This is a genomic window from Altererythrobacter sp. GH1-8 (assembly GCF_043702085.1).
Taxonomy (GTDB): Bacteria; Pseudomonadota; Alphaproteobacteria; order Sphingomonadales; family Sphingomonadaceae; genus Erythrobacter.
The window spans coordinates 1157474-1179000 of the sequence record NZ_CP171690.1 but is presented as its reverse complement, the minus strand read 5'-3'; the positions used below and the strand labels follow the sequence as shown (position 1 = coordinate 1179000).

22 protein-coding genes and 1 tRNA gene are annotated in these 21527 nt (G+C 59.8%); 12 read left to right on the top strand and 11 right to left on the bottom strand.

What is annotated here, in order from left to right:
* The 3 genes from ACG9DO_RS05745 (at nt 1) to ACG9DO_RS05735 (ending at nt 2350) form a co-directional block, all read left to right on the top strand.
* Nucleotides 1–516 (top strand): ubiquinol-cytochrome C chaperone family protein, encoded by a 516-nt coding sequence (locus ACG9DO_RS05745; protein WP_394730768.1) that lies wholly within the window; start codon nt 1–3, stop codon nt 514–516.
* Nucleotides 513–1049: a YceD family protein gene (locus tag ACG9DO_RS05740; RefSeq protein ID WP_394730767.1), complete on the top strand. Its 537-nt coding sequence runs from the start codon at nt 513–515 to the stop codon at nt 1047–1049. The genes ACG9DO_RS05745 and ACG9DO_RS05740 overlap by 4 nt, the downstream gene beginning before the upstream one ends.
* Nucleotides 1050–1162: 113 nt before the next feature.
* Nucleotides 1163–2350 carry a hypothetical protein gene (locus ACG9DO_RS05735; RefSeq protein WP_394730766.1) on the top strand — a complete coding sequence of 396 codons (1188 nt, stop codon included), beginning with the start codon at nt 1163–1165 and terminating at the stop codon, nt 2348–2350.
* Here ACG9DO_RS05735 and ssb read toward each other — a convergent pair.
* The 5 genes from ssb to ACG9DO_RS05710 form a co-directional block, all read right to left on the bottom strand.
* Nucleotides 2317–2826, bottom strand: coding sequence for a single-stranded DNA-binding protein (gene ssb, locus ACG9DO_RS05730; protein WP_394730765.1), 510 nt, complete (start codon nt 2824–2826; stop codon nt 2317–2319). The genes ACG9DO_RS05735 and ssb overlap by 34 nt on opposite strands.
* 114 nt (nt 2827–2940) lie before the next feature.
* Nucleotides 2941–4797 carry a ferrous iron transporter B gene (locus tag ACG9DO_RS05725; RefSeq protein ID WP_394730764.1) on the bottom strand — a complete coding sequence of 619 codons (1857 nt, stop codon included), beginning with the start codon at nt 4795–4797 and terminating at the stop codon, nt 2941–2943.
* Entirely contained in the window at nt 4794–5033 is a 240-nt protein-coding gene (locus tag ACG9DO_RS05720; protein ID WP_394730763.1) for a ferrous iron transport protein A, read from the bottom strand. Before ACG9DO_RS05720 ends, ACG9DO_RS05725 begins: the two co-directional genes overlap by 4 nt.
* Nucleotides 5034–5096: 63 nt before the next feature.
* The gene (locus ACG9DO_RS05715; RefSeq protein ID WP_394730762.1) at nt 5097–5771 is read right to left on the bottom strand and encodes a COQ9 family protein; all 675 of its coding nucleotides are present in this window, start codon (nt 5769–5771) and stop codon (nt 5097–5099) included.
* A gap of 25 nt (nt 5772–5796) precedes the next feature.
* The gene (locus ACG9DO_RS05710; protein ID WP_394730761.1) at nt 5797–6417 is read right to left on the bottom strand and encodes an ankyrin repeat domain-containing protein; all 621 of its coding nucleotides are present in this window, start codon (nt 6415–6417) and stop codon (nt 5797–5799) included.
* 92 nt (nt 6418–6509) lie between these two features.
* Between ACG9DO_RS05710 and ACG9DO_RS05705 the strand changes: the two genes are divergently transcribed.
* From ACG9DO_RS05705 to ACG9DO_RS05675, 7 genes are all read left to right on the top strand, one after another.
* A complete protein-coding gene (locus tag ACG9DO_RS05705; RefSeq protein ID WP_394730760.1) occupies nt 6510–7139 on the top strand; it encodes an SCO family protein in 630 nt (209 codons plus the stop codon).
* Nucleotides 7127–7588, top strand: a complete 462-nt coding sequence (locus ACG9DO_RS05700; RefSeq protein WP_394730759.1) for a YcgN family cysteine cluster protein — start codon at nt 7127–7129, stop codon at nt 7586–7588. Before ACG9DO_RS05705 ends, ACG9DO_RS05700 begins: the two co-directional genes overlap by 13 nt.
* Nucleotides 7585–8307 (top strand): M48 family metallopeptidase, encoded by a 723-nt coding sequence (locus ACG9DO_RS05695; RefSeq protein ID WP_394730758.1) that lies wholly within the window; start codon nt 7585–7587, stop codon nt 8305–8307. Before ACG9DO_RS05700 ends, ACG9DO_RS05695 begins: the two co-directional genes overlap by 4 nt.
* Before the next feature lie 56 nt (nt 8308–8363).
* The gene (locus tag ACG9DO_RS05690) at nt 8364–8828 is read left to right on the top strand and encodes a hypothetical protein (protein ID WP_394730757.1); all 465 of its coding nucleotides are present in this window, start codon (nt 8364–8366) and stop codon (nt 8826–8828) included.
* The gene (gene ribD / locus ACG9DO_RS05685) at nt 8818–9798 is read left to right on the top strand and encodes a bifunctional diaminohydroxyphosphoribosylaminopyrimidine deaminase/5-amino-6-(5-phosphoribosylamino)uracil reductase RibD (protein WP_394730756.1); all 981 of its coding nucleotides are present in this window, start codon (nt 8818–8820) and stop codon (nt 9796–9798) included. The genes ACG9DO_RS05690 and ribD overlap by 11 nt, the downstream gene beginning before the upstream one ends.
* Before the next feature lie 17 nt (nt 9799–9815).
* Nucleotides 9816–10433, top strand: coding sequence for a riboflavin synthase (locus ACG9DO_RS05680; protein ID WP_394730755.1), 618 nt, complete (start codon nt 9816–9818; stop codon nt 10431–10433).
* Nucleotides 10434–10585: 152 nt separating this feature from the next.
* Nucleotides 10586–12703: a hypothetical protein gene (locus ACG9DO_RS05675; protein ID WP_394730754.1), complete on the top strand. Its 2118-nt coding sequence runs from the start codon at nt 10586–10588 to the stop codon at nt 12701–12703.
* Between the two features lie 101 nt (nt 12704–12804).
* On the opposite strand, the gene ACG9DO_RS05670 is transcribed toward ACG9DO_RS05675, so the two are convergent.
* The 3 genes from ACG9DO_RS05670 to ACG9DO_RS05660 form a co-directional block, all read right to left on the bottom strand.
* Nucleotides 12805–13026, bottom strand: a complete 222-nt coding sequence (locus tag ACG9DO_RS05670) for a hypothetical protein (protein ID WP_394730753.1) — start codon at nt 13024–13026, stop codon at nt 12805–12807.
* Nucleotides 13027–13138: 112 nt separating this feature from the next.
* On the bottom strand, nt 13139–14314 hold the full coding sequence (locus tag ACG9DO_RS05665; RefSeq protein ID WP_394730752.1) for an aromatic amino acid transaminase: 1176 nt from the start codon (nt 14312–14314) through the stop codon (nt 13139–13141).
* 108 nt (nt 14315–14422) lie between these two features.
* Complete coding sequence (locus ACG9DO_RS05660) at nt 14423–15241, bottom strand: DUF1134 domain-containing protein (protein WP_394730751.1); 819 nt, start codon at nt 15239–15241, stop codon at nt 14423–14425.
* Between the two features lie 264 nt (nt 15242–15505).
* Here ACG9DO_RS05660 and ACG9DO_RS05655 point away from each other — a divergent pair.
* Together ACG9DO_RS05655 and ACG9DO_RS05650 are read left to right on the top strand one after the other, a co-directional pair.
* A tRNA-Ser gene (locus ACG9DO_RS05655) sits at nt 15506–15596 on the top strand.
* Nucleotides 15597–15756: 160 nt separating this feature from the next.
* The gene (locus ACG9DO_RS05650; RefSeq protein ID WP_394730750.1) at nt 15757–16974 is read left to right on the top strand and encodes a tyrosine-type recombinase/integrase; all 1218 of its coding nucleotides are present in this window, start codon (nt 15757–15759) and stop codon (nt 16972–16974) included.
* Between the two features lie 240 nt (nt 16975–17214).
* On the opposite strand, the gene ACG9DO_RS05645 is transcribed toward ACG9DO_RS05650, so the two are convergent.
* The 3 genes from ACG9DO_RS05645 to ACG9DO_RS05635 form a co-directional block, all read right to left on the bottom strand.
* Complete coding sequence (locus ACG9DO_RS05645) at nt 17215–17871, bottom strand: GntR family transcriptional regulator (RefSeq protein ID WP_394730749.1); 657 nt, start codon at nt 17869–17871, stop codon at nt 17215–17217.
* A gap of 258 nt (nt 17872–18129) precedes the next feature.
* Nucleotides 18130–19896 (bottom strand): allophanate hydrolase, encoded by a 1767-nt coding sequence (gene atzF / locus ACG9DO_RS05640; protein ID WP_394730748.1) that lies wholly within the window; start codon nt 19894–19896, stop codon nt 18130–18132.
* 5 nt (nt 19897–19901) lie between these two features.
* The gene (locus ACG9DO_RS05635; protein WP_394730747.1) at nt 19902–21509 is read right to left on the bottom strand and encodes a hypothetical protein; all 1608 of its coding nucleotides are present in this window, start codon (nt 21507–21509) and stop codon (nt 19902–19904) included.
* Between the last annotated feature and the right edge of the window lie 18 nt (nt 21510–21527).

The following is a 21527-nucleotide window of genomic DNA, read 5'->3' as shown; positions in this document are numbered from 1 at the left end:
ATGTCGTTTCTCTCCCGCCTGCTTGGAACCGAGCCTGATCCGCGCGAAGCGCTTCGCCCTCTATGGCACCGGGCGGTCACTCTGGCACGTACGGCGGAATTCTATTCCGAGTGCCTGGTGGCAGACACGGTCGCTGGGCGGTTCGACATGATCACGGCAGTCACAGCTTGTGTTATGGTGCGGCTCGAAACGAGCGAAATGCGCACGGAGAGCGCGTTGTTTGCGGAACTGTTCGTCGAGGACATGGAGGGCCAGATGCGCGAACTTGGCGTCAACGATGTCGTCGTTGGCAAGCGCATGGGCAAGGTAATGAGCTCGCTTGGCGGCAGGCTTGGCGCCTATCGGCCCGCGCTCAACAATCGCGATCTCGAGGCTCTGACCAGCGCAGTGGAGCGCAATATCACCTTCAATGACGGCGGATCGCCGCAATGCGCGGCCACAAAGTTGCTTTCGCTAATGGATGATCTTTCCGCTTTGTCGGATGATGACCTGCTGGCCGCAAAGACAACCGCATGAGCGCGTCGGAATTCTCGCGTTTTGTCAAAGTTAAACCGCTCCATGGCGACACGCTGAAGCTCGAAGCAAGCGATGCCGAACGCGCAGCGCTAGCAGCTCGGTTCGGCCTGCCTGCGATCAGCTCGCTTGTCGCCGAAGTCGAGCTTGAGGAAGATGGCAAGGCGGTCCGCGCCACGGGAGTATTACGCGCCGACATCATACAGGCCTGCGCCATTTCCGGCGACGACTTCACGGTATCCCTCAACGAACCGCTCGCGCTGCGCTTCGTCGAGGAAAGCCTGATCGACCGTGATCCCGCACTCGAGGAAGGAGATATCGAAATCGAACTCGATGCAGAGGACCTCGATGAAATGGGCTATTCCGGCGAGAGCTTTGATCTGGGCGAGGCAATCGCGCAATCGCTTGGCCTTGCGATTGACCCCTATGCCGAGGGACCCAATGCCGAGGCAGCCCGCAAGCAAGCCGGTATCACCGGCGATGATGCGCCAACCGGCCCGCTGGCCGAAGCGCTGGCGGCCCTCAAGAAGAGCTGAGCGCAAGAAATCTGAGCCCCCTAGGAGAAATGTTACAGTTTGAAGTAGCCTTGATGACTCCACCGAACTAGAATTGCCACAAACAGGTCGCTCATCTCAGTGTCGGAGGATCAATGCTTGATGGGGGGCAGCGCGTCGATGATGCGCACAGCAAATCAATCGGACTGGTCTGGGTCGGTCTAGCCTACTGCGCCATCCTCGTGGTCAGCGCGGCCTTGATCGGCCTTACCTACCAAATTTCGCTGCAGCCCGAGACAATCCCGCTCGAATGGCAGTGGAATCTTCGCTGGGAACACAATTTCGCGGCTTGGTGGTCAGGCAGCTTGCTCGCAGTCGCCGCGATGCTCGCACTCGACAATGCCATCGAAAGCCCCCGCGCCAAGCTGCGCAAGGCGTGGATCGTGCTCGGAATGATCGTTTTGTTCCTCGCACTGGACGAGATCGGATCGCTCCACGAGCGGATGGGTACGATCAGCCAAAGCATGCACGCCGGCAGCTGGGCGCTGGCGATCCCGTTGGGGGTCGTGATCGCCTATCTCAGTATTCGCGCGGGCTTCACGATGCTGCTGCATGGCGGGCGCGAGCGGGTTCAGATCGTTATTCTCGGCTTGGGCTTCGCAATCCTTCTCAGCGTCGCGTTTCAGGAATATCTCGAACACACGATCAATTGGGACGGGCGCGGCCTCAAGGCAGCGCGTGCCATGGTGGAGGAAGGTAGCGAACTTGTGGGGATATCGATCGTGCTGGTGGCGGTTGGCCTGCCCTTGCTGAAAACACCCACTCGCGCGTTTCAATCGATCATGACCCATCAGCGCAGATTCCTGATCGGTGCGGCTGTGCTCGCCGTGCCCTTCCTCGCCATTTCAGCCGATCTAGACCCGTCCAAAGGCTATCCGAGCGACTGGCTGGCGAGCGTACTCTTTCTCGGCGCGGGGCTGGCCTGGCTAAGGTCCGCCTGGACCGGTTCGCGCTGGTTCGTGCCTGTCCTGCTTGCTGGCTTGTGTGGTCTGGCTTCGCTCGGCTCCGTCGCGCTTGGCCATGACGAGAGCTTCACCATCGCAGGGTTCGAAATCGCGCGGCGCGGGCTGGTCTTTCTGCTCGTCGGTTGTACCTTCGGCGTGTTCGCGGGTTGGCGGACAGGCCTTGCTGTGCTCGCCCCTGCGATGGCGCTCATAATGCTGGCAAGCGTCAGCCCACTCTGGGTTCTTGCTCTGGGATCACTGTGCGGAATGGCCGCTTTCTGGGCGACCGTCTCCGCAAACATTGATCAAAACGGAATATCGTCGTCCAAGTCATCATAGTTGGAACCACCACCCTGGTTGGCGCCGCCTTGGTCGCCTCCTCCCTGGTTCCAGCCGCCGCCCGAACCGCCACCGCCGCCGTAATTGCCGCCCCCGCCTGAGCGACCGCCACCGCTGCCGCCGCCCGCTCCATCTAGCATGGTCAGCGTGCCGTCATAACCGCGCAGCACGACCTCGGTGGAATAGCGGTCATTGCCCTGCTGATCCTGCCACTTGCGAGTCTGGAGCTTGCCTTCGACGTAGACCTTGGAACCCTTCTTGAGGTAATTCTCGCAGACATTGACGAGGCCTTCAGAAAAGATCGCAACGGTGTGCCACTCAGTCCGCTCCTGACGCTCGCCGGTGTTGCGATCCTTCCAGGTTTCGCTGGTGGCAATGCGCAGATTGCAAACCTTGCCGCCGTTCTGGAAGCTGCGGATTTCCGGGTCCGCGCCCAGATTGCCAATCAGCATGACCTTGTTGAGTGAACCCGCCATTTCAAGAATCCCTTTGTCTGCTTGGGAAGGGACTTATCGAATGGCTGCGCTCTCCGCCACCCCGGCTAAGGCAATTTTCATGCGAGTTTACACAGGGCGCTTTGGCGAGGCGCGTTAAAGCCCCGCCGCAGTCGCGATCCAGTAGGTCGCGCCAGCGAACACATAGGCCAGCGCGAACAGGTAAGCGAGCATAAAGGCGGGCCATTTCCAACCATTCGTCTCGCGCCGGGTAACCGCGATGGTAGATAGGCATTGTGGCGCGAACACGAACCATGCGAGGAAGGCAAGCGCAGTCGGCAGGCTCCAGCGCGCGGCAATCTGATCGCGCAACGCCAGCTCGGTTGCTTCCTCGTCCTCGGCATCAACCGCATAAGTGGTCGCCAGGCTTGCCACTGCGACTTCGCGCGCCGCCATCGCTGGGACAATTGCCAGAGTCATTTCGCGATTGAAGCCGACCGGCTCGAACACGGGATGCATGGCTGTTGCGATCTGCCCGGCAAAGCTTGCGTCGAGCTGGTTCTCACCCTCACCTGCCTTGGGGAAGGTCAGCAGCAGCCACAGTATAACCGTTGCGGCGAAGATGATCGTTCCCGCGCGGCGCAGGAAAACCCAGGCGCGTTGCCATAGGCCGATCAGAAGATCCTTGAGGATCGGCCACTGGTAGCGCGGCAGCTCCATGATGAAACCGCTCGCAGCCCCCTTGGTGACAGAGCGGCGCAGCACCAGCGCGACCAGCATCGCGCCAAGGATACCCGCGATGTATAGCCCGAACAGGACAAGGCCCTGCAAGCCAACACCGGGCCCTACACTCGTCGCCGGAATCACCGCGGCTATGATCACGGCATAGACTGGCAATCGGGCGGAACAGGTCATCAGCGGCGCGATCAGGATCGTGGTCAGCCGGTCCTTGGGATCGGAGATCGAACGGGTCGCCATGATGCCTGGGATCGCGCAGGCGAAGCTGGATAGCAGCGGGATAAAGCTGCGACCGGACAAACCCACGCCCGCCATCAGCCGGTCCATCAGGAAGGCCGCACGCGCCATGTATCCGCTCGCTTCCATTACGAGAATGAAAGCGAAGAGGATCACGATTTGCGGCAGGAATACGACCACCGAGCCGACGCCTGCGATCAGACCTTCGGTCAGGAAATCGCGGACGATGCTCACCGGCATGCTGGCCGTCACAAGGCCCGACGCAGCCTCTGTTGCGCCTTCGATCATCCCGATGAACGGGTCTGCCCAGGCGAACACCGCCTGGAACATCACGAACAGCAGTCCGAACAGGATCACCGGCCCCGCCCATGGATGAAGCAGGACCTTGTCGAGCCCTGAATGCAGGCGGTGCGTCCCGCTTTCCGACAGGATCGCGGCCTTGGCGATGGTCTTTGCTGCAAGCCGTCGTTCGGGCAGAGTCAGATGTCCGGTGCGGCGCTCCTCAGCGAGCGTGTCATCAAGCCGCTTGGCATCGCCCACCGCTGCGGTCAGTTCTTCAAGGCCGCGGCGTCTGACCGCCACTGTCTCGACCACCGGCACGCCGAGCGCATGACTTAGCGCGTTTGCATCGAGTGTCAGCCCATCGCGCGTCGCCAGGTCCACCATGTTGAGCGCCACCACAGTTGGACGGCCCAGCGCGATCACTTCCTGCGCAAACACCAGATGCTGCTCGAGATTTGCCGCATCGAGCACGATGACAAGCACATCAGGTTGCGCTTCGCCTTCAAATTCGCCGAGAACCAGCTGGCGCGTTACTTCCTCGTCGGGGCTGGTGGTGTCGTGAAGCGAATAGCTGCCGGGCAGATCGACCAGCTCCATCGGCTCACTGTTAGCAAGCGTGATGCGCCCGACTTTTCGTTCGACCGTCACGCCGGGATAATTCGCGATTTTCTGTCGCGCGCCGGTGAGCGCGTTGAACAGCGCGCTCTTGCCCGCATTGGGATTGCCGACGAGGGCTGCTCTGCGGAGGCTACTCATTCTGCGTGCACTGTCATTGCCGCGGCATGCGAACGGCGCAGTGCGACTGTCATCCGTCCGATGGTGACCGCGAGCGGATCCTTGCCGCCGAATACACCGCGATGCGCGAGGCCGACCTCGGCCCCTTCATCAAGCCCGAGCACGCGCAGGCGCTGCGCGTCTTCGCGCGGGATCTGGTCCCAATCGACGGCGGTAATCAGAGCGGTTGAGCCGAAAGGCAGGAGGTCCAAGGTCATCGCTCGTCCCGCTGCCAGAGCACGCGAGTTTTTGCAAGTGATTCTCAATAGAGAGTTTGCGAACTACCGCGCGGGGTAACGCAGCCGCCCGAGAAAGCGCGTCACATTGAATGTCTCGCGGTCCGGGCGCAGCAGCCGCGCCTTCACTTTCTCGAACTTCATCACGCCTTCGATCCGGCGTTCGAGAAAAGCGCGCGTCTGTTCTTTGCCTTCGCTGTCATCCTCGATGAAGACGGCCAGCGTCGCGGCATAGATCGAACCCAGAATAGTGCGCTTGGTGTAGTGGTTATAATCCGTCGCGGTATCGCCTGCGAGCCGCCACATCAGATCCGCGCTGCGCCAGCCAATCTGCAGCGAGCGCGCAGCGTTCTGCGGCATCGCCATAATCGCCATCGCGCGCCGAAGAGCCTCTTCAAGGCCCTCGATCGCCATCAGGCGAAACCATACGAGCTCGAAAATCCGCTCGCGAATCTTCATCTCGGCGAGCTTTTCTGCCGACAGCTCTTCCACCATGCGAGCATCGACGCTTTCAATCCAGGCATCGATCATATCCATCGCGCGCCCACCGATCCGCTTGTCGGCATAGGCGAGCCTGGCAATATCGAAGTCCGCTCCGGCCATCTCTGCCGCTGCCTCCAGCGCTGTTTCGTTCCAGCCATCGAAGATCGCTGCTGCAGCCACTTCCGGCGCGAGCGCAATGCGCAGTTCTTCCAAAGTCATGTCGGAATAATCAGTCATTGTCTCTCACATTGGCTCTGGGTGGTCAAAATGACGGCCCGTAATCCTTCGCCGAACCTTGCTCGTTGCGCTTGGCATCTGCCTTCTCGAACTCGTCGACCAGCCGCGCGTTCCCGTTCATCAGCGCCACATAGTCGCGCGCGGAACGGCCCGAGTTGTCGGTCGCATCAGGGTTAGCGCCTTTTTCGAGCAACAGCCGGACCAAGGCCACATCCTTCCGGTGGACAGCAGATATCAAGGGCGTTTCACCGGTACTGTTTTTCACATTGATGTCAGCGCCCGCCTTGATCAGGGCCTCGACCCCTTCAACAAAACCGAGCGTCACGGCAACCTGGACCGGCGCAACCCCGTTACGGTCACGAATGTTCGGATTGGCACCGCGCTGCGAAAGAAAGCGTATCCAGACCACATCACGGCGCTCTGTCACGATATGCATCGCGGTCTCGCCCGTTGTAATGTCGCGCGTGTTGATGATGGTCGTCCCCGGTTCGTTGAGCGCGTTGGTGACGGCATCACCGTCGCGATCCTTCACCGCTTTCAGGAATTCATAGCCATCGGAAAACATCTGCGCTGCCGCCGGCATCGCTGAAACAGCGAGCAAGGCCGCAATCGCCCACCCAATCCTGCGCATAAAGGCGCGCGCCATCCTGTTATCCTTTCGCAATTCCTGCCAGAAAGCCCCTTAGAGGCACATCGAACCTCTTACAAACGCAATGGCCGATGCCCAATTAGCAGACCATGAACCGACACGCCACGCCTGCCCCAAAGCTACTGACTGCCACCAAGCTGATTGCTGCCTTGCTGGCGCCATTCGCGCTAGTAGCCTGCACCCCTGGAACATCCGAGCAGCCGATTGATCCGCCGCTGGCAGGTGCTGATATCGGCGGGCCGTTTGAACTGGTGGGCAGCGATGGCGAGACCGTGCGCTGGTCCGATTTCAACGGCAAGTACCGGATCGTCTATTTTGGTTTCACCTTCTGCCCAGACATTTGCCCGACAGATGTCCAGCGCATGGCGCAGGGGCTGGAGATATATGCAGAGAAGCGGCCACGGCAGGCAAGCAACATCCAGCCGATCTTCATCTCCATCGACCCTGTCCGCGATACGCCTGAAAAAGTGGGTGAATTTGCCGCAGCCTTTTCAGACCGGTTGATCGGACTCACTGGGAGCGAGGAGCAAGTGAAGGCAGCCGCAGACACTTTCCGCGTGTTTTATTCCCGCGGAGAGGACACGCCGGGCGGCGGCTATCTGATGGATCATTCCGCGATCGTCTATCTGTTCGGACCCAATGGAGAGCCGCTCGCGACCTTGCCAACCGACCAGGGCGCGGAAAGCGTCGCGGCTGAACTCGACAAATGGGTGAGCTGAGAGACCAGTTCTGGACCCTTCCGCTGAAGGACTTGTCACGCGCCGAATGGGAAGCGCTGTGCGACGGTTGCGGGCGCTGCTGCCTGCACAAGGTGGAAGAAGAAGACACAGGCGAGATTTTCGACACCAATGTCGCGTGCAAGCTGCTCGATACCAAGACTGCGCGCTGCACCGATTACAAGAACCGCAAGGCCTATGTGCCGGATTGTCTGCGGCTCACCCTGAAGATCGTCCAGAACGTGCCATGGCTGCCGGAGACTTGTGCTTACAGCAGGCGCGCGCAGGACAAGCCACTGCCTGACTGGCATTACCTTATCAGCGGAGACCGCGAGGCGGTGCAGCGCGCTGGCGTTTCCGTGGTCGGGCGCGTCATCAGTGAGACAGTAGCCGGGCCGCCCGAGCATCACATCGTCGAATGGAACGCTCATGTCGCAGAGGATGCGCCATGATTGACTGGCTGCGCAAGGAACGGCTTGAGCCAGAGATAGAGCTTGGCGGACGTATTCTGCCGATTGAACTGAAGCGCCATGCCCGCGCGCGCCGACTGACTCTGCGGATTGCGCCCGATGGCAGCGCGGTGAAGCTAACCCTGCCGCAATGGGCACGAAGTGCGGAAGCGATCGCCTTTGCTCATGCGAAAAGCGATTGGCTGGCAAATCAGCTCGCGAAATTGCCTGAGCGCAAAACGCCTCAGCCGGGTAGCACCCTCCATCTTCACGGGCAACCGCACGCGATCGAATGGGATGAAGCGCATCCGCGCAAACCGCAGCTTGACGGCAGTTCAATCCTGGTAGGTGGCCCGTTGTCGTCGTTGGAAGCGCGGCTCAGGCGGTGGTGCGAAGTGCTCGCATTACAAGCGTTCGAACAGGATGCCGCACATTACTGCGCAGCGGCAGATCTGAAGCTCGTCCCGGTAGCGCTGTCGCGCGCGCAACGGCGTTGGGGCAGCTGCTCCGACCAGCAGCGCATCCGGTTGAACTGGCGGCTCATTCAAGCCCCTGACTTCGTACGCCGATCGGTCGTTGCGCATGAAGTCACGCATCTCGTCCATTTCGACCACTCACCCGCCTTTCATGCGATGCTGGCGAGGATCTTTGAAGGCGAGGTTGCAGAAGCAGATAGATGGCTCAAGCGGCACGGCCGCAGTCTGTATTCAAGCTTCGGCTGAAGCACTGCAGCGTGAAACACTAGCGCAGGTGAAACCTGCTCCCTATGTTGGTGGCCATGTTCACAAAGTCGCTTTCCAAATCGCGGTTCAATCCCCTGCCAGGGATCGCAGACTTCTGGAGTGAGTTCAGGAAGCCCCAGCCTTATCGCTGGGTCATTCTGCTCGCTTCGGCGATCCCGGTCATCATCATTATGATGTGGGCCACAGCGCAAAGCGTGACGGCACCACCCGCACGGCCGGAGATAACCTGGATCACCAGTTTCGCGCCCGATCGGACGGACGAGGAAATTATGGCCTCGAACATTGCGAACCAGGAACGCAAGGATGCGTTTGCTGCCGAGCAGGTCCGGATCGAGGAAGAAAAGAAACAGATGTATCGCGATCTGGGCCGCGCGACCGGCATCGATGTCGATGCTATGGAAGCGGAAATCGAAGCGGAACGAGCGGCGGAAGAAGCGGCGGCGGCTGCGAGTGACGCTCCGGCAGGAGAAGGCGACCGCGAGGCTCCGCTTGCCGACTAAAGGCACCGACGACGCGCGCTGGATGGACGCAGCGGCGCGGCTGGCACTGCGTGGACGTCCGGTTAGCGCGCCCAATCCGGCGGTGGGCTGTATTCTTGTTAAGGATGACCGCGTGATTGCGCGGGGATGGACGCAAGAGGGTGGTCGCCCGCATGCGGAGGCCAATGCCTTGAGCAAGCTGGCCAAAGGCACTGCGGAAGGCACAACTGCCTATGTTACGCTGGAGCCTTGCGCGCATCAGTCAGAACGCGGCCCGGCCTGTGCGGAATTGCTCGCGCATGCGCGCCCGGCGCGGGTGGTCATTGGCATGCTCGATCCCGATCCGCGCACTGCAGGCAATGGCGTTGCGCTATTGGAGAAGGCAGGGGTCGAAGTTCATGTGCTGGAGAGCGAAGCCGCCCGGCAAAGCCTTGCGGGTTATCTCATGCGCGCCGAGCAGGGCCGCCCTCACGTAACGCTCAAGATCGCCATGTCACTCGATGGCTGCATCGCGCTCGCTGATGGCACTAGCCAATGGATCACAGGCGAGGCGGCGCGCGCCCATGTCCATTCGCGCCGCGCGATGGCTGATGCCATTCTGGTTGGCGGCGGCACCTGGCGTGCGGACAAACCGCGGCTCGATGTGCGGCTTCCCGGCCTTGAAGAGCGCTCGCCGCGCAAGGTGCTGCTGACCCGCGGGGTCGCACCTGACGGCGTCAAGGTCATCAACGCGCCTGCGCAGATCGCGCAGCTCGAAAGCGCGCAATACCTCTATGTCGAAGGTGGGGCGAAGATCACGGCGAGCTTCCTTGCAGCCGACCTGGTCGACCGGCTGGAGATCTACCGCGCGCCCATCATCATCGGCGACGGGCTGCGCGCCATCGGAGCCTTGGGTCTCGATGATCTCGCCTCCGCGCATGGCCGCTGGACGATTGCGGAAAGCCGCCAGCTTGGCAGCGACACATTCACCGCCTATCAGCGCACCCGATAAGGAGCAAAGCTGCGCATATGTTCACAGGGATCGTCACCGCTATTGGAACCATCGCCAAGGCCGAACAGCGTGGCGATTTGCGCTTGCGCATTGCTGCCCCGCTCGATCCGGCCAAGATCGCAATCGGCGCCTCCATTGCGTGTTCGGGCGTGTGCCTGACCGTGGTCGAGCGCGGCGGCAGCGCTGGCGACGCTTGGTTCGATGTCGATGTCTCAGCGGAAACCACCAGCCGCACCGTGCCCGAAATGTGGGTTGAAGGCGCAAAGCTCAATATCGAGCCCTCCTTGCGCGTAGGTGACGAGATTGGCGGACATATCGTCACCGGCCATGTCGATGCGGTTGGCGAAGTGATTGCAGCCGTGCCAGAGGGCGACAGCTGGCGGATCGTGATCCGCGCACCTCAAGCGATCGCCCCCTTCATCGCCGCCAAGGGCTCGATCACCGTCAATGGCGTCTCACTGACAGTGAACACAGTCGAAGATCAGGATGACGGCGCGTGTGATTTCGGCCTCAACATCATCCCGCATACCGGCGAAGTAACCACTTTGGGCGCCCTGAAAGCAGGGGACCAGGTCAATCTCGAGATCGACGTGCTCGCGCGCTACCTGAAGCGGATGCAATTGCTGGCGGGCTGACCACTACGCGCCCGCTCTTGGTTAACAGTGCCAGCTTGCCCCACCCTTCCCCATTCGATACGATCGCCGCACCATAGCAGGTCGCGACTGTTATCACTGCGCTGACACGCTCGGTTTGAGGGGCATCTCAGCGCAAGCCTTGGGAGGGACCCATGCTGCGGCGAGTTCTCACGACAGCTGTTCTGTGTTCGACTGGACTTGCAGGCTATGCCGCTGCGCAGGAATTCAGAATGCAAGCGGCGCAGGCGGAGACGACCGAGGTCCAGCGTCCGGCTGAACTGCAAGTGGAAGCGCCCGCCAATACCACGATCCTGCGCGCGCAAAGCACTGAAGCCCTGCTGCAGTCCCGGCCCGTCCTGCGGCGTATGACCATCGGCGCGGTTCGCGCTCAGCCGGTCATCCAGATTGCGCAGGGCGAAATCGACATGCGGCCAGTGCTCGATAATCCGGCAGCGCCGATCAATGTCGCGCAGCGCCTGCGGTCCCGCCCGCAGATCGCCAAGGTCCACGCAGACACGCTTGAAGTCGCGGAGATTCCCGAAGGGATCGTGGTCCGCCAGTTCATCGCCTACCAGCTTGAGCCCGGCGTGTGCTCGGATGCGAACACGCTGCAGGACGTCGAAGCCCAGGGAGTCGAATGCTGGAGCCGCAAGAGTGATGCTGCCCGTGCCAGCGAATATGCCAGCCCGCAGGCCAGCGCGCGCTTCATCGCCAATCCGGCAGAGCGCAGCCGCGCCATTGCAAATGCGCGTGTTGTAGCGGCTGAGCAGCAAGCAGAGATCGACAACGATATCGCGCAATTGCGCAGCTATCTGGCTGATCCGCAGCGCCGCGCGGAAATCGGCGAGGCAGAAGCCGTGCGCCTGTCTGCCATGAGCAATGAAGCCTTGCAGGAGGAGCTGATCAACCGGGCTGAAGTCGAGCTGGAAGAAGTGATGTTCGTCCCCAGTCTTGAAGCGCAGGACTTGCGCATTCAGGCGCGCCCGGCATTCGGCACCACGCAGCGCCCGCCGGCAGACGGTTACCAACTCGCCAGTGTTTCCGTAGAGCGCGATGCGGTCGACGCACGAGTGCTCGCCGCCGGCGGGATTGAACCCACCACTTCGCCTGCACCGCCAACGCGCCCTACCGATCTTCGCGCCGCTCCCACGCGCCCGCAAGGGATGACCGATTTTGCAGCCGCACCGCAGCTCGACATATCAGAGGATATCGCGATTGACCGCGCATTCTATCTCACCGGCTTTACGCTTGGGCGGCAGTTCGAATGGCGCAAGCGCGTCTCGATCACCATCGCCTGGTGCCTGTTTGGCTGCAAGCGGACCTATTATGTCGAGCCTTATGCTGGCTTCAGTTATGGCTTTGGCTTGCGCCTTCCTGTGCAGATGGACGGCACCTATCAATATCGCCACCAGAACGGTCAGGAGCAGGCCTTCTTCCGGCCTGTTTTCGAGCCCATCGACGCCAATACCAATCAATATGCGGCAACGGGCCTGCACAGCACGCAGCGCTTCAACGGACAGGAACTGGTTGCCGAAGCGCAGGCCTATGCAGGCTTTCTGTACAAGCTTACGAGCAACAGGCAGGGCAATGTCGGGGTCGATGTCGGATTTGACCTGACGGATCGGCTGCCCTCGCCGTTTACCAATGGCCAGTTCAAGCCGCCTTCCCCCGGACAGACCACACCGCCGGTTATCCGCACGATCGAGCAGATCGACTTCCTTGCTAACCGGGCGAGCTTCGGGATTGCTGGCGCGAAGATCCATCCGGCGGTGAAGATGGAATTGTTCTCCAACGGCCTCAGCTTCAAACTGCGCGATCATGTCGCCAACAAAGTCATGACCATGTCGGAAAGCGGCAAGCGCTATCCGCTGGATGTGAACGGCAGCCGTTTCAGCCGCTTTACGGTCAGCGATCCCATTTACAATCTCGGGTTCCAGATGACGCCGGGCCTGGTCGGGCGCGCCTATGTCGATATCGCGGTGTGGTCCCGCAATTGGGATTGGCCGGTGTGGTACCCGCAACTGACCGTGCAGCTGCCGCCGAACGGTGCAAACTTCACCTGCCATGCCGGCACGGTATGCGGGCATGAGTACAAGCTCAAGGCTGACTATTGGCGGCCCAAGCCCCGCCGCACGTCTACGACGCAACCGGCCCGGACGAACCCGCCGCCCGCGCGGACTAGCCCGCCAGCCCCGCGTGCCAACCCGCCGCGCCAGACCTCGCCGCAGCGCGCCGATCCTCCGCGCGATTTGGCACCTGCCCCCAAATAGGTCGAGCGTTTCGGCGCACACGAAAAGGGCCGCTCCTCCACGGAGCGGCCCCTTTATCGTGATCGAAATTCGCTCCCCTAAAGGGAGCAGGTATCGTTCATTCAGGCGGGCTGGGAAGCCGCCTTGTTCTGTGTCACTGTCTTGGCGTTGTTCGCCGACGGCCCTGTGTCACGGACCATAACTTCGTCATCCGCCAGCGCATGAGTCAATTTGGGATACTTGTCTTTTTTCTTCGCATCCTTGGCGCGTTTGTAGGACCAACCACCCAATGCCAGTCCACTGCCGAGGGTTACGAGGGCGAGTGTCGCGATTGGTGCAGGCATAGTAAAACTCCTTTGTTTTCAATCCATTCAACGGCCAAAACAGGAGATTGTTCCGAGATTATCGGCGAAACCTTGTCACTGGTAGTGATGTGGCAATCTAGTCTGGGGGTCTTCAACCTGTCACCGCAGCCAGTGCGTCGATGAACTTCCCGATGTTGTTCATTGTAAGACCTGCCACGTTGATACGGCCCGAACCTGCCATGTAAATCGCATGATCTTCGCGCAGCGCCTTCACTTGCTCAGGCGTCACAGGAAGGATGGCAAACAGTCCATTTTGCTGGCCGATCGGCCTCAAATCCACGCCGCCCGCGGTGCCTGCATCAGCGAGCGTCTTGCGCACCAGCCGCAGCCGCTCGCGCATGGTTTCAAGCTCGTCCAGCCACACCTGCGTCATCGCCGGATCGTCCAGGATCAGGCGGACAGTGGCAGCGCCATGGTCAGGCGGCATCGACCAGCTTGCGCGGGCCAGCGCATTGGCGTTGGAGAAGACCGTCGCCAACTGCTCTGCATCCTCTGCCTTGGCGTAGAATGCACCAACGCGGTCGCGGTAAACGCCGAAATTCTTGTCACAGCTGTAGCAGACGAAGGCTTGCGGGACTGCGGCAAGGACCTTGCGCATGCCCAGCGCATCTTCTTCCATCCCGTGGCCAAGACCCTGATACGCCGCATCGATGATCGGAAACGTGCCCGAAGAGGCAAAGGCATCCGCGATCGCATCCCAATACTCGTCCGAGTAGTCGATCCCGGTCGGGTTGTGGCAACTTCCGTGCAGCAGGACGGCTTCCTTCGGTCCGGCCGCCTTGATGACATCGAGAACCGCGTCGAGGTCCGCTGTGCCAACGTCGGTCGCATGAGAGAAGGTGACAGTCTCCACACCGACATCGTTCAGGATCTGAGCATGGTTTGGCCAGCTCGGAACGCCCATATGCACCCGCTCCGCGCCAGCCGCTTTAGCGAGAGCTACAGCAAGCCGCACAGCGCCGGTGCCACCGGGTGTCTGCATACCGGTTATCCGGCCACCATCGGTCGGGTCATCACCGAAAATGTACGGCATCAGGGCTTCGACAAAGCCCATGTCGCCTTCCGGCCCAAGATATGCCTTAGAGCTTTGCGTATCGACCAGCTTCTGTTCGGCCTGCTTGACCGCTTCGAACACAGGCGTGTCACCCTGCCCGGTGCGATAGACACCGACACCAAGGTCGATCTTGTCGGTCCGCTCATCAGCGGCATACATCTTGATCAGCGCAAGCAGCGCGTCAGGCGACTGGGGGGAGAGGTTCTCAAGCATAGCGCGGCCCCTTTGCCGCGCCGCGCGTCTGCTCGCAACAGCCAATTGCTGCCGCGGCGCAGAGTTTGCGCAATTATTCGATCATTTGCGACGCCGAAAGGGCGGTTATCAGAACGGCAGCCAGTTCTGCTTCTTCGAAAATTTCATGTAGCCGGCATTGACGCCAAGCCGCAGACCCGCGCCCATTCGGATAGGGATCAGCACGACATCGCCTTTGCGCAGGTAGCTTGCGTGGAGTCCTCCAACGACATAGACCTGACCTTCGCCCGCCGGATAGCGCTCGTACAGCTCTTCTGTGTCGAACAGGTTGTAGACAAGAACGAAAGTCTTGCTGGCATTGGCTCCGGCATCGAACCCGATCGATGGGCCAGTCCAGTAAACCGGGCGTTCGCCTTCGACCTTGTGATGAAGCGTGCCCGAGCCATAGCGGGCGCCGACCACAAACGCGCCGCCTGCTTCGCGGCCAACGATGTAGCCATTAGGGCGGCCCTGATCCTTGAGGAGATTTTCGATCATCTTCGCAAGACCCTTGGCGCCGTCGCCAAAGACCCCGCCAGCCGCGCCGATCAGATCGTCCTCGCCGTAAGTGGTTTCCGCTTCAGCCAGTTGCTCATCTGTCATTACGGCTGTTTCCGCAGGCTGAGGGTCGGACCATTCCGGAGCGGGCGAACCGGGCAGCGGTTCAGAGCTGTAGACCACCTCATCCTGCGGAGCGGGCGGAAGCTCGCTGTTTGGGCCATTTGCGGACGAAGATGCCTCGGGCACCGGGCTGACATAGTCAGGCAGAGGTGCGACATCCGCTTGCGAGGCCGGTCCGAACGCGGCGTCAGGATCTATGCTTTCGAGCTCCTGCGCAGCGACAGGCGCTGCGCTTGCGACCACAAGCGCGAGAGCCCAGGTTCTGAGATATGCGGTGATGCGCGTCATGATGTGCTCCTGCGGGGCCTTGTATCGCCCCTCGAATGGCGGATCAGAATCGCTCGATGGACACGGGACAATGTCGCGGCGATGAACCGAATCGAAATTGCGGTGAACCGAGTCGCTGGTGCGGGGAATGGCGAATTCTGCCGACGTGGGAGGGCAGCGAGCCGGGTTTGCAGGCAAATTCGACATTTTGCGCCCTTGCGGGGCCGCAATCGCCCCATTATAGCGCGCAACTCGCAAACCATAGACAGCCGGGTTTGCGAATGCGGAGACGTGGGTGAGTGGCTGAAACCAGTTCCCTGCTAAGGAACCATACCCGAACCGGGTATCGAGGGTTCGAATCCCTCCGTCTCCGCCACCTCTTCCTTCATCATGGTGCAATAAGGACCACAAAATGCATTAATTACAGTGTTTAAACATTGTTACGCTGATGTGGATCGTTCAGCAAGCTTCATTGCAATCTGCCAAAACCCACCATAATTGTGGTGGGACAAGTGGTGGGATGAAGGTCAAACGGCATGCCGCTGACAGCTCTCGAGATAAAAAATGCCAAGCCAGGCATGCATGCCGACGGCAATGGTCTGTACCTGAACGTGAAGCCTGGCGGCGCGAAAAGCTGGATCTTCCGCTTCCAAATTTCTGGGCGAAGACGCGAAATGGGGCTCGGATCGCTCGCAAATGTCGAGCCTGTCGCTGCGAGAGCGGAGGCTGCGCGACTCAAAGCGATGGTTGCATCGGGCACCGATCCGATCGAGCAAAAGCGAAAATCCAAGGCAGAAGCGGATGAGATCGCTACGGCGGAAGAGCTAGAGCAGCAGCTCGAAGCCGCCACTTTCCGCGTGGCTGCCGAGAAATATATCGCTGCACAAGAAGCGGGCTGGAGCAATCATAAGCACAGCCAGCAATGGACCAACACTCTCAAGACCTATGCCTATCCAGTCATTGGCGACATGCCGGTGCGAGATATCACGGCCCAGCATATCGTCGAGATCCTCAAGCCGATCTGGAGTACGAAGTCAGAGACAGCGAGCCGGGTGCGCATGCGGATCGAGGCTGTACTCAACAGCGCCAAGCTGATGGGCTGGCGCACAGGCGAGAACCCGGCTGTATGGCGCGGAGGCCTGGAGGCCGCCCTTCCCCGCATCTCGAAGGTGCGCCGTGTTCGCCATCACCCGGCCATGCCCTGGCAGGATATTGCTCCCTTCATGGCAAAGCTGCGGGAGCGGGAGGGGATAAGCCCTCGCGCGCTTGAGTTTGTCATCTTGACGGCTGCCCGCTCGGGCGAGGTGCGCAATGCCTCGTGGGATGAGATCGATCTGGATCGCGCGCTGTGGGTCGTACCAGCCGAACGCATGAAGGCAGGGCGAGAACATCGGGTCCCGTTATCCAAGGCTGCTATCAAGCTTCTCGAGCAACTGCCTCGGATCGACAAGACACCCCTTCTCTTTCCCGGCATGCACAACGGCCCCATGTCCGACATGACCTTGGGTGCAGTGCTCAAGCGCATGGACCTTGGCCAGTTCACGGTCCACGGGTTCCGCTCCACATTCCGTGACTGGGCGGCTGAAAGCACAAGTCATTCGCCTGAGGCCGTCGAAATGGCTCTCGCGCACACGGTCGCGAACCGTGTCGAGGCCGCCTATCGCCGCGGCGATCTGTTCGAGAAACGGCGAGAACTGATGGAGGATTGGGCGACCTGGTGCTGCGGCTCGATGGACAGTGCAGAGAGGCGCTGAAACCCCAATGTCCCCCGGAAGCGGACTGTCTGCTAACGACCCAATTGCGGACATTCATGCCTACGGCAGTTTTGCGCCCCAATTTCGGTCATTCGCGGGTAGGTCTTTGCAGGCCGATAGCGGACTCAGAATCGAGTGGATCATCAACAATGAAGGTTGGGTGAGAAAGTGGAGCCAAAGACCTGGGCTTTGTTGTAAGACGGTGGTCTCAGAATTGGATTTACTACGTTTTCCGGCAACTCAATCCGCAGTTTCGCTGACTTTCTGCTTTGCCATTGCCCGGATCATTTCGCGATACGATGCACCGGAACGGTCCATGTGATGCAGCATGGACCCGTGTGCAGCAGCCGGATCACCGGTTACAATTGCCCGCACAACGAGCTCATGTTCCGCGTGCGAATGGGCGATGCGGTCAATGCTCTTGAACTGCTTCTCGCGGCGATCCCGCAGTCTGTTTCGGACAGTCCGGGTCATATCGGCCAGCGGCTGATTGCGTGCTCCCTCCAGGATCATGTTGTGCAATTCCTCATTCGCCAGCTCGAACTCATCAATAAGCTTGCGTGCGGCCAACTGCCCCATTGTTTCGTGCAATCGGAGCAAGTCACTGCGTTCGCCGGGAGTCATGCTCATGGCAGCGAGCCGCGCGCAGGTGCTCTCGAGCTCTGTCATTGCAATGAAAAAGTCTTTCTTCTCAGAGCCGGAGAGAGAGGTTACATAAGCTCCCCGATTGGGCTTCAGCTCAATCAAACCCGTGCTGGCGATTTGATGAAGCGCTTCGCGAATTGGGGTCCGCGAGACATCGAAGCGTTTCGCCAATGCGTGCTCGTCGAGCTTTTCCCCAGGCGTGATGACCCCATCCAGAATAAGATCCTGAATCTGTTCCGCCAGAACTGACATCTTCAATTCTCCTGCATCCCTGATCTCTTACGCCAGGCTGTCTGCTAAATTGTATAATATATCTGCCTCTAATGACGCCATGCATACAATGCAATGGATGCCGGAATTGTGCGAATTTTTTGCTTTGAGGATAATCCCGCATCTGCCCGAAGCGGATGGGCAGCGCAGACAGGAGCCCTTTGAGTTGTTGCGCACCAGCGCACTTTAAGAGATAGCCTCTAAGGATAATCCTCGAGGTAAAAGGCCGAATACCTACTCTCAGTCTTGCGGCGCACTGGCGCAGTCCCGAATGTAATCCCGCCATCCTCCATATCCGGTCACCTCGACAGCCCCTTCGATAGCGCGTGGCTCGGCCACAAAGCCCTTCACATAGCCAAGCCCCTCCACCTCGACCGAGCCTATCGCCAATGGGGGCGGAACTTGCGACGTGAACCAACCGAACGCTGCCTCGGTCATTTCGTACACTTCCACTTCTATCGCAGCACCCGCTGCATCACGGATCAAGGCAGGCTTGGGCGGCTGCGTGTCGGCCATGGCAAATAGCCGATAAGCAGGCACTGTGCGGCACCTCTTCACCAATTTGGCTTCGCGCGATTCCAGTTGCCAGTGCAATGGCATGCCAGACAAGTGTGCGCCCACCACTGCAAGGCGCACTGTGTTTGTCGAAGCAGTATCAAGATCGGGTCGCTGGTCAGCTAAAGGGGGGGGCAGAGATGCAGCCCAATCAAGCAGCGCCCGATCTGAGCTTGCTGGCGCGATAAGGCTAACACCAAAACCCGTCCGGTTCGCGCGAAAACCTGTAGGGATGGCCAATCCAGCCAAATCCAGCAGATTGACGAAATTGGTATATCGCCCAAGCATCGAATTGCGCTCCAAGGGCCGCGTCAGAGCATCAGCAATGCTCACAATCCCCGGAATTGTTGGCAAGGCGATGGCGGAAACCTTGCTCCACAAATCCTCTGCCCGCCGCCGAAAGGACTGGATTTGATGAAGACCGGCAAAGGTATCCGCGCCCGTTACCTTCTTCCCCTCCTCGAGTATTGTTCGAACCACCGGATGGACCGAATCCGGGCGCACGCAGTGTTGACCAAAGACCGATTGCGTGCGTTCTGCCACCCAAGGTCCCTGATAGAGCAATTCCGAAGCCTCTAGAAGAAAAGCGATATCGACTTCCATCAGACGCACGCCTTGGTCTGCCCAATGGGCAAGGCATTTGTGATATAACGCTTTATCCTCAGGGGTTTCGAATTGCAGTTGTCCTGGCTGCGCAATACCAATCGTAACCACCGATCCGATTGGTGCATCGGTCCGCTTGCGCGAATAGGGATCTTTGCGATCAAAGACAGCCAGCACGCTATCAACCAGCGCGGCATCTTGCGCCGAAAGAGCGAAGACAGAAACACAATCAAGCGAACGGCAAGCAGGAACAACGCCCGACGTGCTCCACCGCCCGGGGCTAGGCTTGAAGCCGAACAGTCCATTAATGGCTGCGGGTACCCGGCCAGAGCCAGCGGTATCGGTGCCAAGCGCGATGGGGACAAGCCCTGCGGCAACTGCGATGGCGGACCCTCCGCTTGATCCACCGCTAATAAACTCGCGGTTGAAAGCGCATCCGGAGATGCCATAGGGGCTGCGCGTGCCCATTAGGCCGGTTGCGAACTGGTCAAGGTTGGTTTTTCCGACGATCAGCGCACCAGCGTGCAAAAGCTGATCTACTACCGCTGCGTTGCTACTAGGCTCATAATAAAAGTCGGGGCAGGCAGCTGTCGTGGGTAGTCCGTAGACATCGATGTTGTCCTTTACCGCGATGGGCACTCCTGCGAGGGGAAGGTCTTCGCCAGCTTTAACCCTGGCATCGATTGCGCGAGCGAGTTCAAGCAGCTTATCGTCCGGAAACCGGCTTATCCAGACTTGTGGCTGCACCTTATCATAGTCGGTGATCCGCGAAAGCGCATCGCGCGCGATACTCTCAGCAGTTGCCTCCCCTGACAAGACCTGCCGCGCGATGCTTCCCGCGTCGCTCATCTCCCTTAAACCTTTGCAGACTGCGGTTGCCTCGGCAGATCGCCAATCTCGGTGCTTAATGGTGAGGATTCGGTCTTCCGAAAGCGTTGCGACAACAAGATAATCACACTGATAACCAGATAACAAATCACCAGTGTTGGAGATTGTCCAAGGCCCAGCTCTCGGCTGTGCATCAGGCCGAAGAAAGTGAAGACCGCGCCGGTAGCGATAAATGCTGCAGCGAGCTTCAATTTGCCATCGATGACATAGACTGCAGTCGCCGAAAGAATGATCCCGGTCAGCACCGCCCCTCCGCCCAGAATTTCGAAGCCTTCGAGCATGATGCCGTTGCTGGCCATGCTTTCTCTGATTTCCGGAGTGATCTCCTTGACCCCTGCTGCACCTAGCGCGTTCTTCATCAGATCGCCGGCCCAATGGAACAGGTGAGGAATGATCCCCAGCACGATGGCCGGCGCATGCTTGGAAGGCGTTTCTCGAAAGGCCTGTGATCCGATGACCATCGCGATGAACAGCAAGATCGGATAGACCGCCGCCACAGGGACCACTGCTAGGATCAAGGGTACGATCCCAAGCAGTCCCAGGCCCAGCATCAACAAGCCGCTGGCTCCGGCGTAACCAATTCGCCCGCCCATCGATTTCCAAGCCGGGTGTCCGATGTAGACGACTAGCATGAAAGGATTGCCCAGCGATGCGCCCAAAATGCTAATCAGGCCATCGGCAACAAGCACCTTACGTGTGGAGAAATCGTCCCCCGCTCCAGCAGCGCTTTCAACATTGTCGATCGCTTCGATAACGTCGTAAATTCCGAAAGGAATAGCCGTAATCAGCAAGATCGAGGCAAATTCGAAGCCAGAGAAGACATGCCCGATTGCCGGGATAGGGATCTGGAAGCCGAAGTGGAGAAAAGACTGGCGCACTCCTTCCAGCGTCAGCCCGCCATAGTTGAGATCAAACAGGTTGGAACCCCAAGCTATCAGAGTGCCAACAACGATTACGGCAATACCGGCCGGGATCTTGCCAAAAGCGCGAAACCCGCCGAACCAGTCCAGCAGCACGATGGCAAAGCAGATCAAGCCAATCACTGGCGTGATGTACATCTCTGACAATGGGCGAATTGCGATGTAAGTGATCGCAATACCAGCCAAAGCTGACAGCAGCGCAGCGCGCGGCGCGATGTGACGGATCCAGTTGCCGGCAAAACCGCCGAGCACGACCACCACCCCTTGGATGAAAATCCAAGCCATGCCTGCTTCCCATGCACGGACATAATCGCCGGTCATCAGCTTGATCGGAAGCATGACCACGAAGGTCACGATAAAGATATGTCCAACGCCCGGCCCCGAGGGCAAAGCACAAACATCGCTACGTCCGGTCCTCTTTGCCAGATCGTAGGCAAGCCAGCTATAATAAAGGGCCGAAACACACAGCATCACGCCTACAGCGGGTAAAACCCGCGCAAAGATAAACTCCGCCGGCATGTCGATTACAAAGCGCAGCATGCTCGTCAACAACAGGACATTCACCAGCAGATTGCTGCCATAGCCAAAGAACGCATTCCAATCGCCCTTGGTCCAGATGGTTGGGACGAACTGAGTTTTGGGCACGGCATCCATGGGCATGGTCCTTCTGAG

What these genes read in the sequence shown, in the direction of transcription:
- ACG9DO_RS05715 (WP_394730762.1), bottom strand. Translation starts at nt 5,771, where the DNA reads ATGACTGATTATTCCGACATGACTTTGGAAGAACTGCGCATTGCGCTC.
- ACG9DO_RS05645 (WP_394730749.1), bottom strand. Translation starts at nt 17,871, where the DNA reads ATGTCAGTTCTGGCGGAACAGATTCAGGATCTTATTCTGGATGGGGTC.
- ACG9DO_RS05705 (WP_394730760.1), top strand. Translation starts at nt 6,510, where the DNA reads ATGAACCGACACGCCACGCCTGCCCCAAAGCTACTGACTGCCACCAAG.
- ACG9DO_RS05635 (WP_394730747.1), bottom strand. Translation starts at nt 21,509, where the DNA reads ATGGATGCCGTGCCCAAAACTCAGTTCGTCCCAACCATCTGGACCAAG.
- ACG9DO_RS05700 (WP_394730759.1), top strand. Translation starts at nt 7,127, where the DNA reads ATGGGTGAGCTGAGAGACCAGTTCTGGACCCTTCCGCTGAAGGACTTG.
- ACG9DO_RS05665 (WP_394730752.1), bottom strand. Translation starts at nt 14,314, where the DNA reads ATGCTTGAGAACCTCTCCCCCCAGTCGCCTGACGCGCTGCTTGCGCTG.
- ACG9DO_RS05725 (WP_394730764.1), bottom strand. Translation starts at nt 4,797, where the DNA reads ATGAGTAGCCTCCGCAGAGCAGCCCTCGTCGGCAATCCCAATGCGGGC.
- atzF (WP_394730748.1), bottom strand. Translation starts at nt 19,896, where the DNA reads ATGAGCGACGCGGGAAGCATCGCGCGGCAGGTCTTGTCAGGGGAGGCA.
- ACG9DO_RS05745 (WP_394730768.1), top strand. Translation starts at nt 1, where the DNA reads ATGTCGTTTCTCTCCCGCCTGCTTGGAACCGAGCCTGATCCGCGCGAA.
- ACG9DO_RS05650 (WP_394730750.1), top strand. Translation starts at nt 15,757, where the DNA reads ATGCCGCTGACAGCTCTCGAGATAAAAAATGCCAAGCCAGGCATGCAT.
- ssb (WP_394730765.1), bottom strand. Translation starts at nt 2,826, where the DNA reads ATGGCGGGTTCACTCAACAAGGTCATGCTGATTGGCAATCTGGGCGCG.
- ACG9DO_RS05660 (WP_394730751.1), bottom strand. Translation starts at nt 15,241, where the DNA reads ATGACGCGCATCACCGCATATCTCAGAACCTGGGCTCTCGCGCTTGTG.
- ACG9DO_RS05690 (WP_394730757.1), top strand. Translation starts at nt 8,364, where the DNA reads ATGTTCACAAAGTCGCTTTCCAAATCGCGGTTCAATCCCCTGCCAGGG.
- ACG9DO_RS05675 (WP_394730754.1), top strand. Translation starts at nt 10,586, where the DNA reads ATGCTGCGGCGAGTTCTCACGACAGCTGTTCTGTGTTCGACTGGACTT.
- ACG9DO_RS05735 (WP_394730766.1), top strand. Translation starts at nt 1,163, where the DNA reads ATGCTTGATGGGGGGCAGCGCGTCGATGATGCGCACAGCAAATCAATC.
- ACG9DO_RS05680 (WP_394730755.1), top strand. Translation starts at nt 9,816, where the DNA reads ATGTTCACAGGGATCGTCACCGCTATTGGAACCATCGCCAAGGCCGAA.
- ACG9DO_RS05670 (WP_394730753.1), bottom strand. Translation starts at nt 13,026, where the DNA reads ATGCCTGCACCAATCGCGACACTCGCCCTCGTAACCCTCGGCAGTGGA.
- ACG9DO_RS05710 (WP_394730761.1), bottom strand. Translation starts at nt 6,417, where the DNA reads ATGGCGCGCGCCTTTATGCGCAGGATTGGGTGGGCGATTGCGGCCTTG.
- ACG9DO_RS05695 (WP_394730758.1), top strand. Translation starts at nt 7,585, where the DNA reads ATGATTGACTGGCTGCGCAAGGAACGGCTTGAGCCAGAGATAGAGCTT.
- ACG9DO_RS05720 (WP_394730763.1), bottom strand. Translation starts at nt 5,033, where the DNA reads ATGACCTTGGACCTCCTGCCTTTCGGCTCAACCGCTCTGATTACCGCC.
- ACG9DO_RS05740 (WP_394730767.1), top strand. Translation starts at nt 513, where the DNA reads ATGAGCGCGTCGGAATTCTCGCGTTTTGTCAAAGTTAAACCGCTCCAT.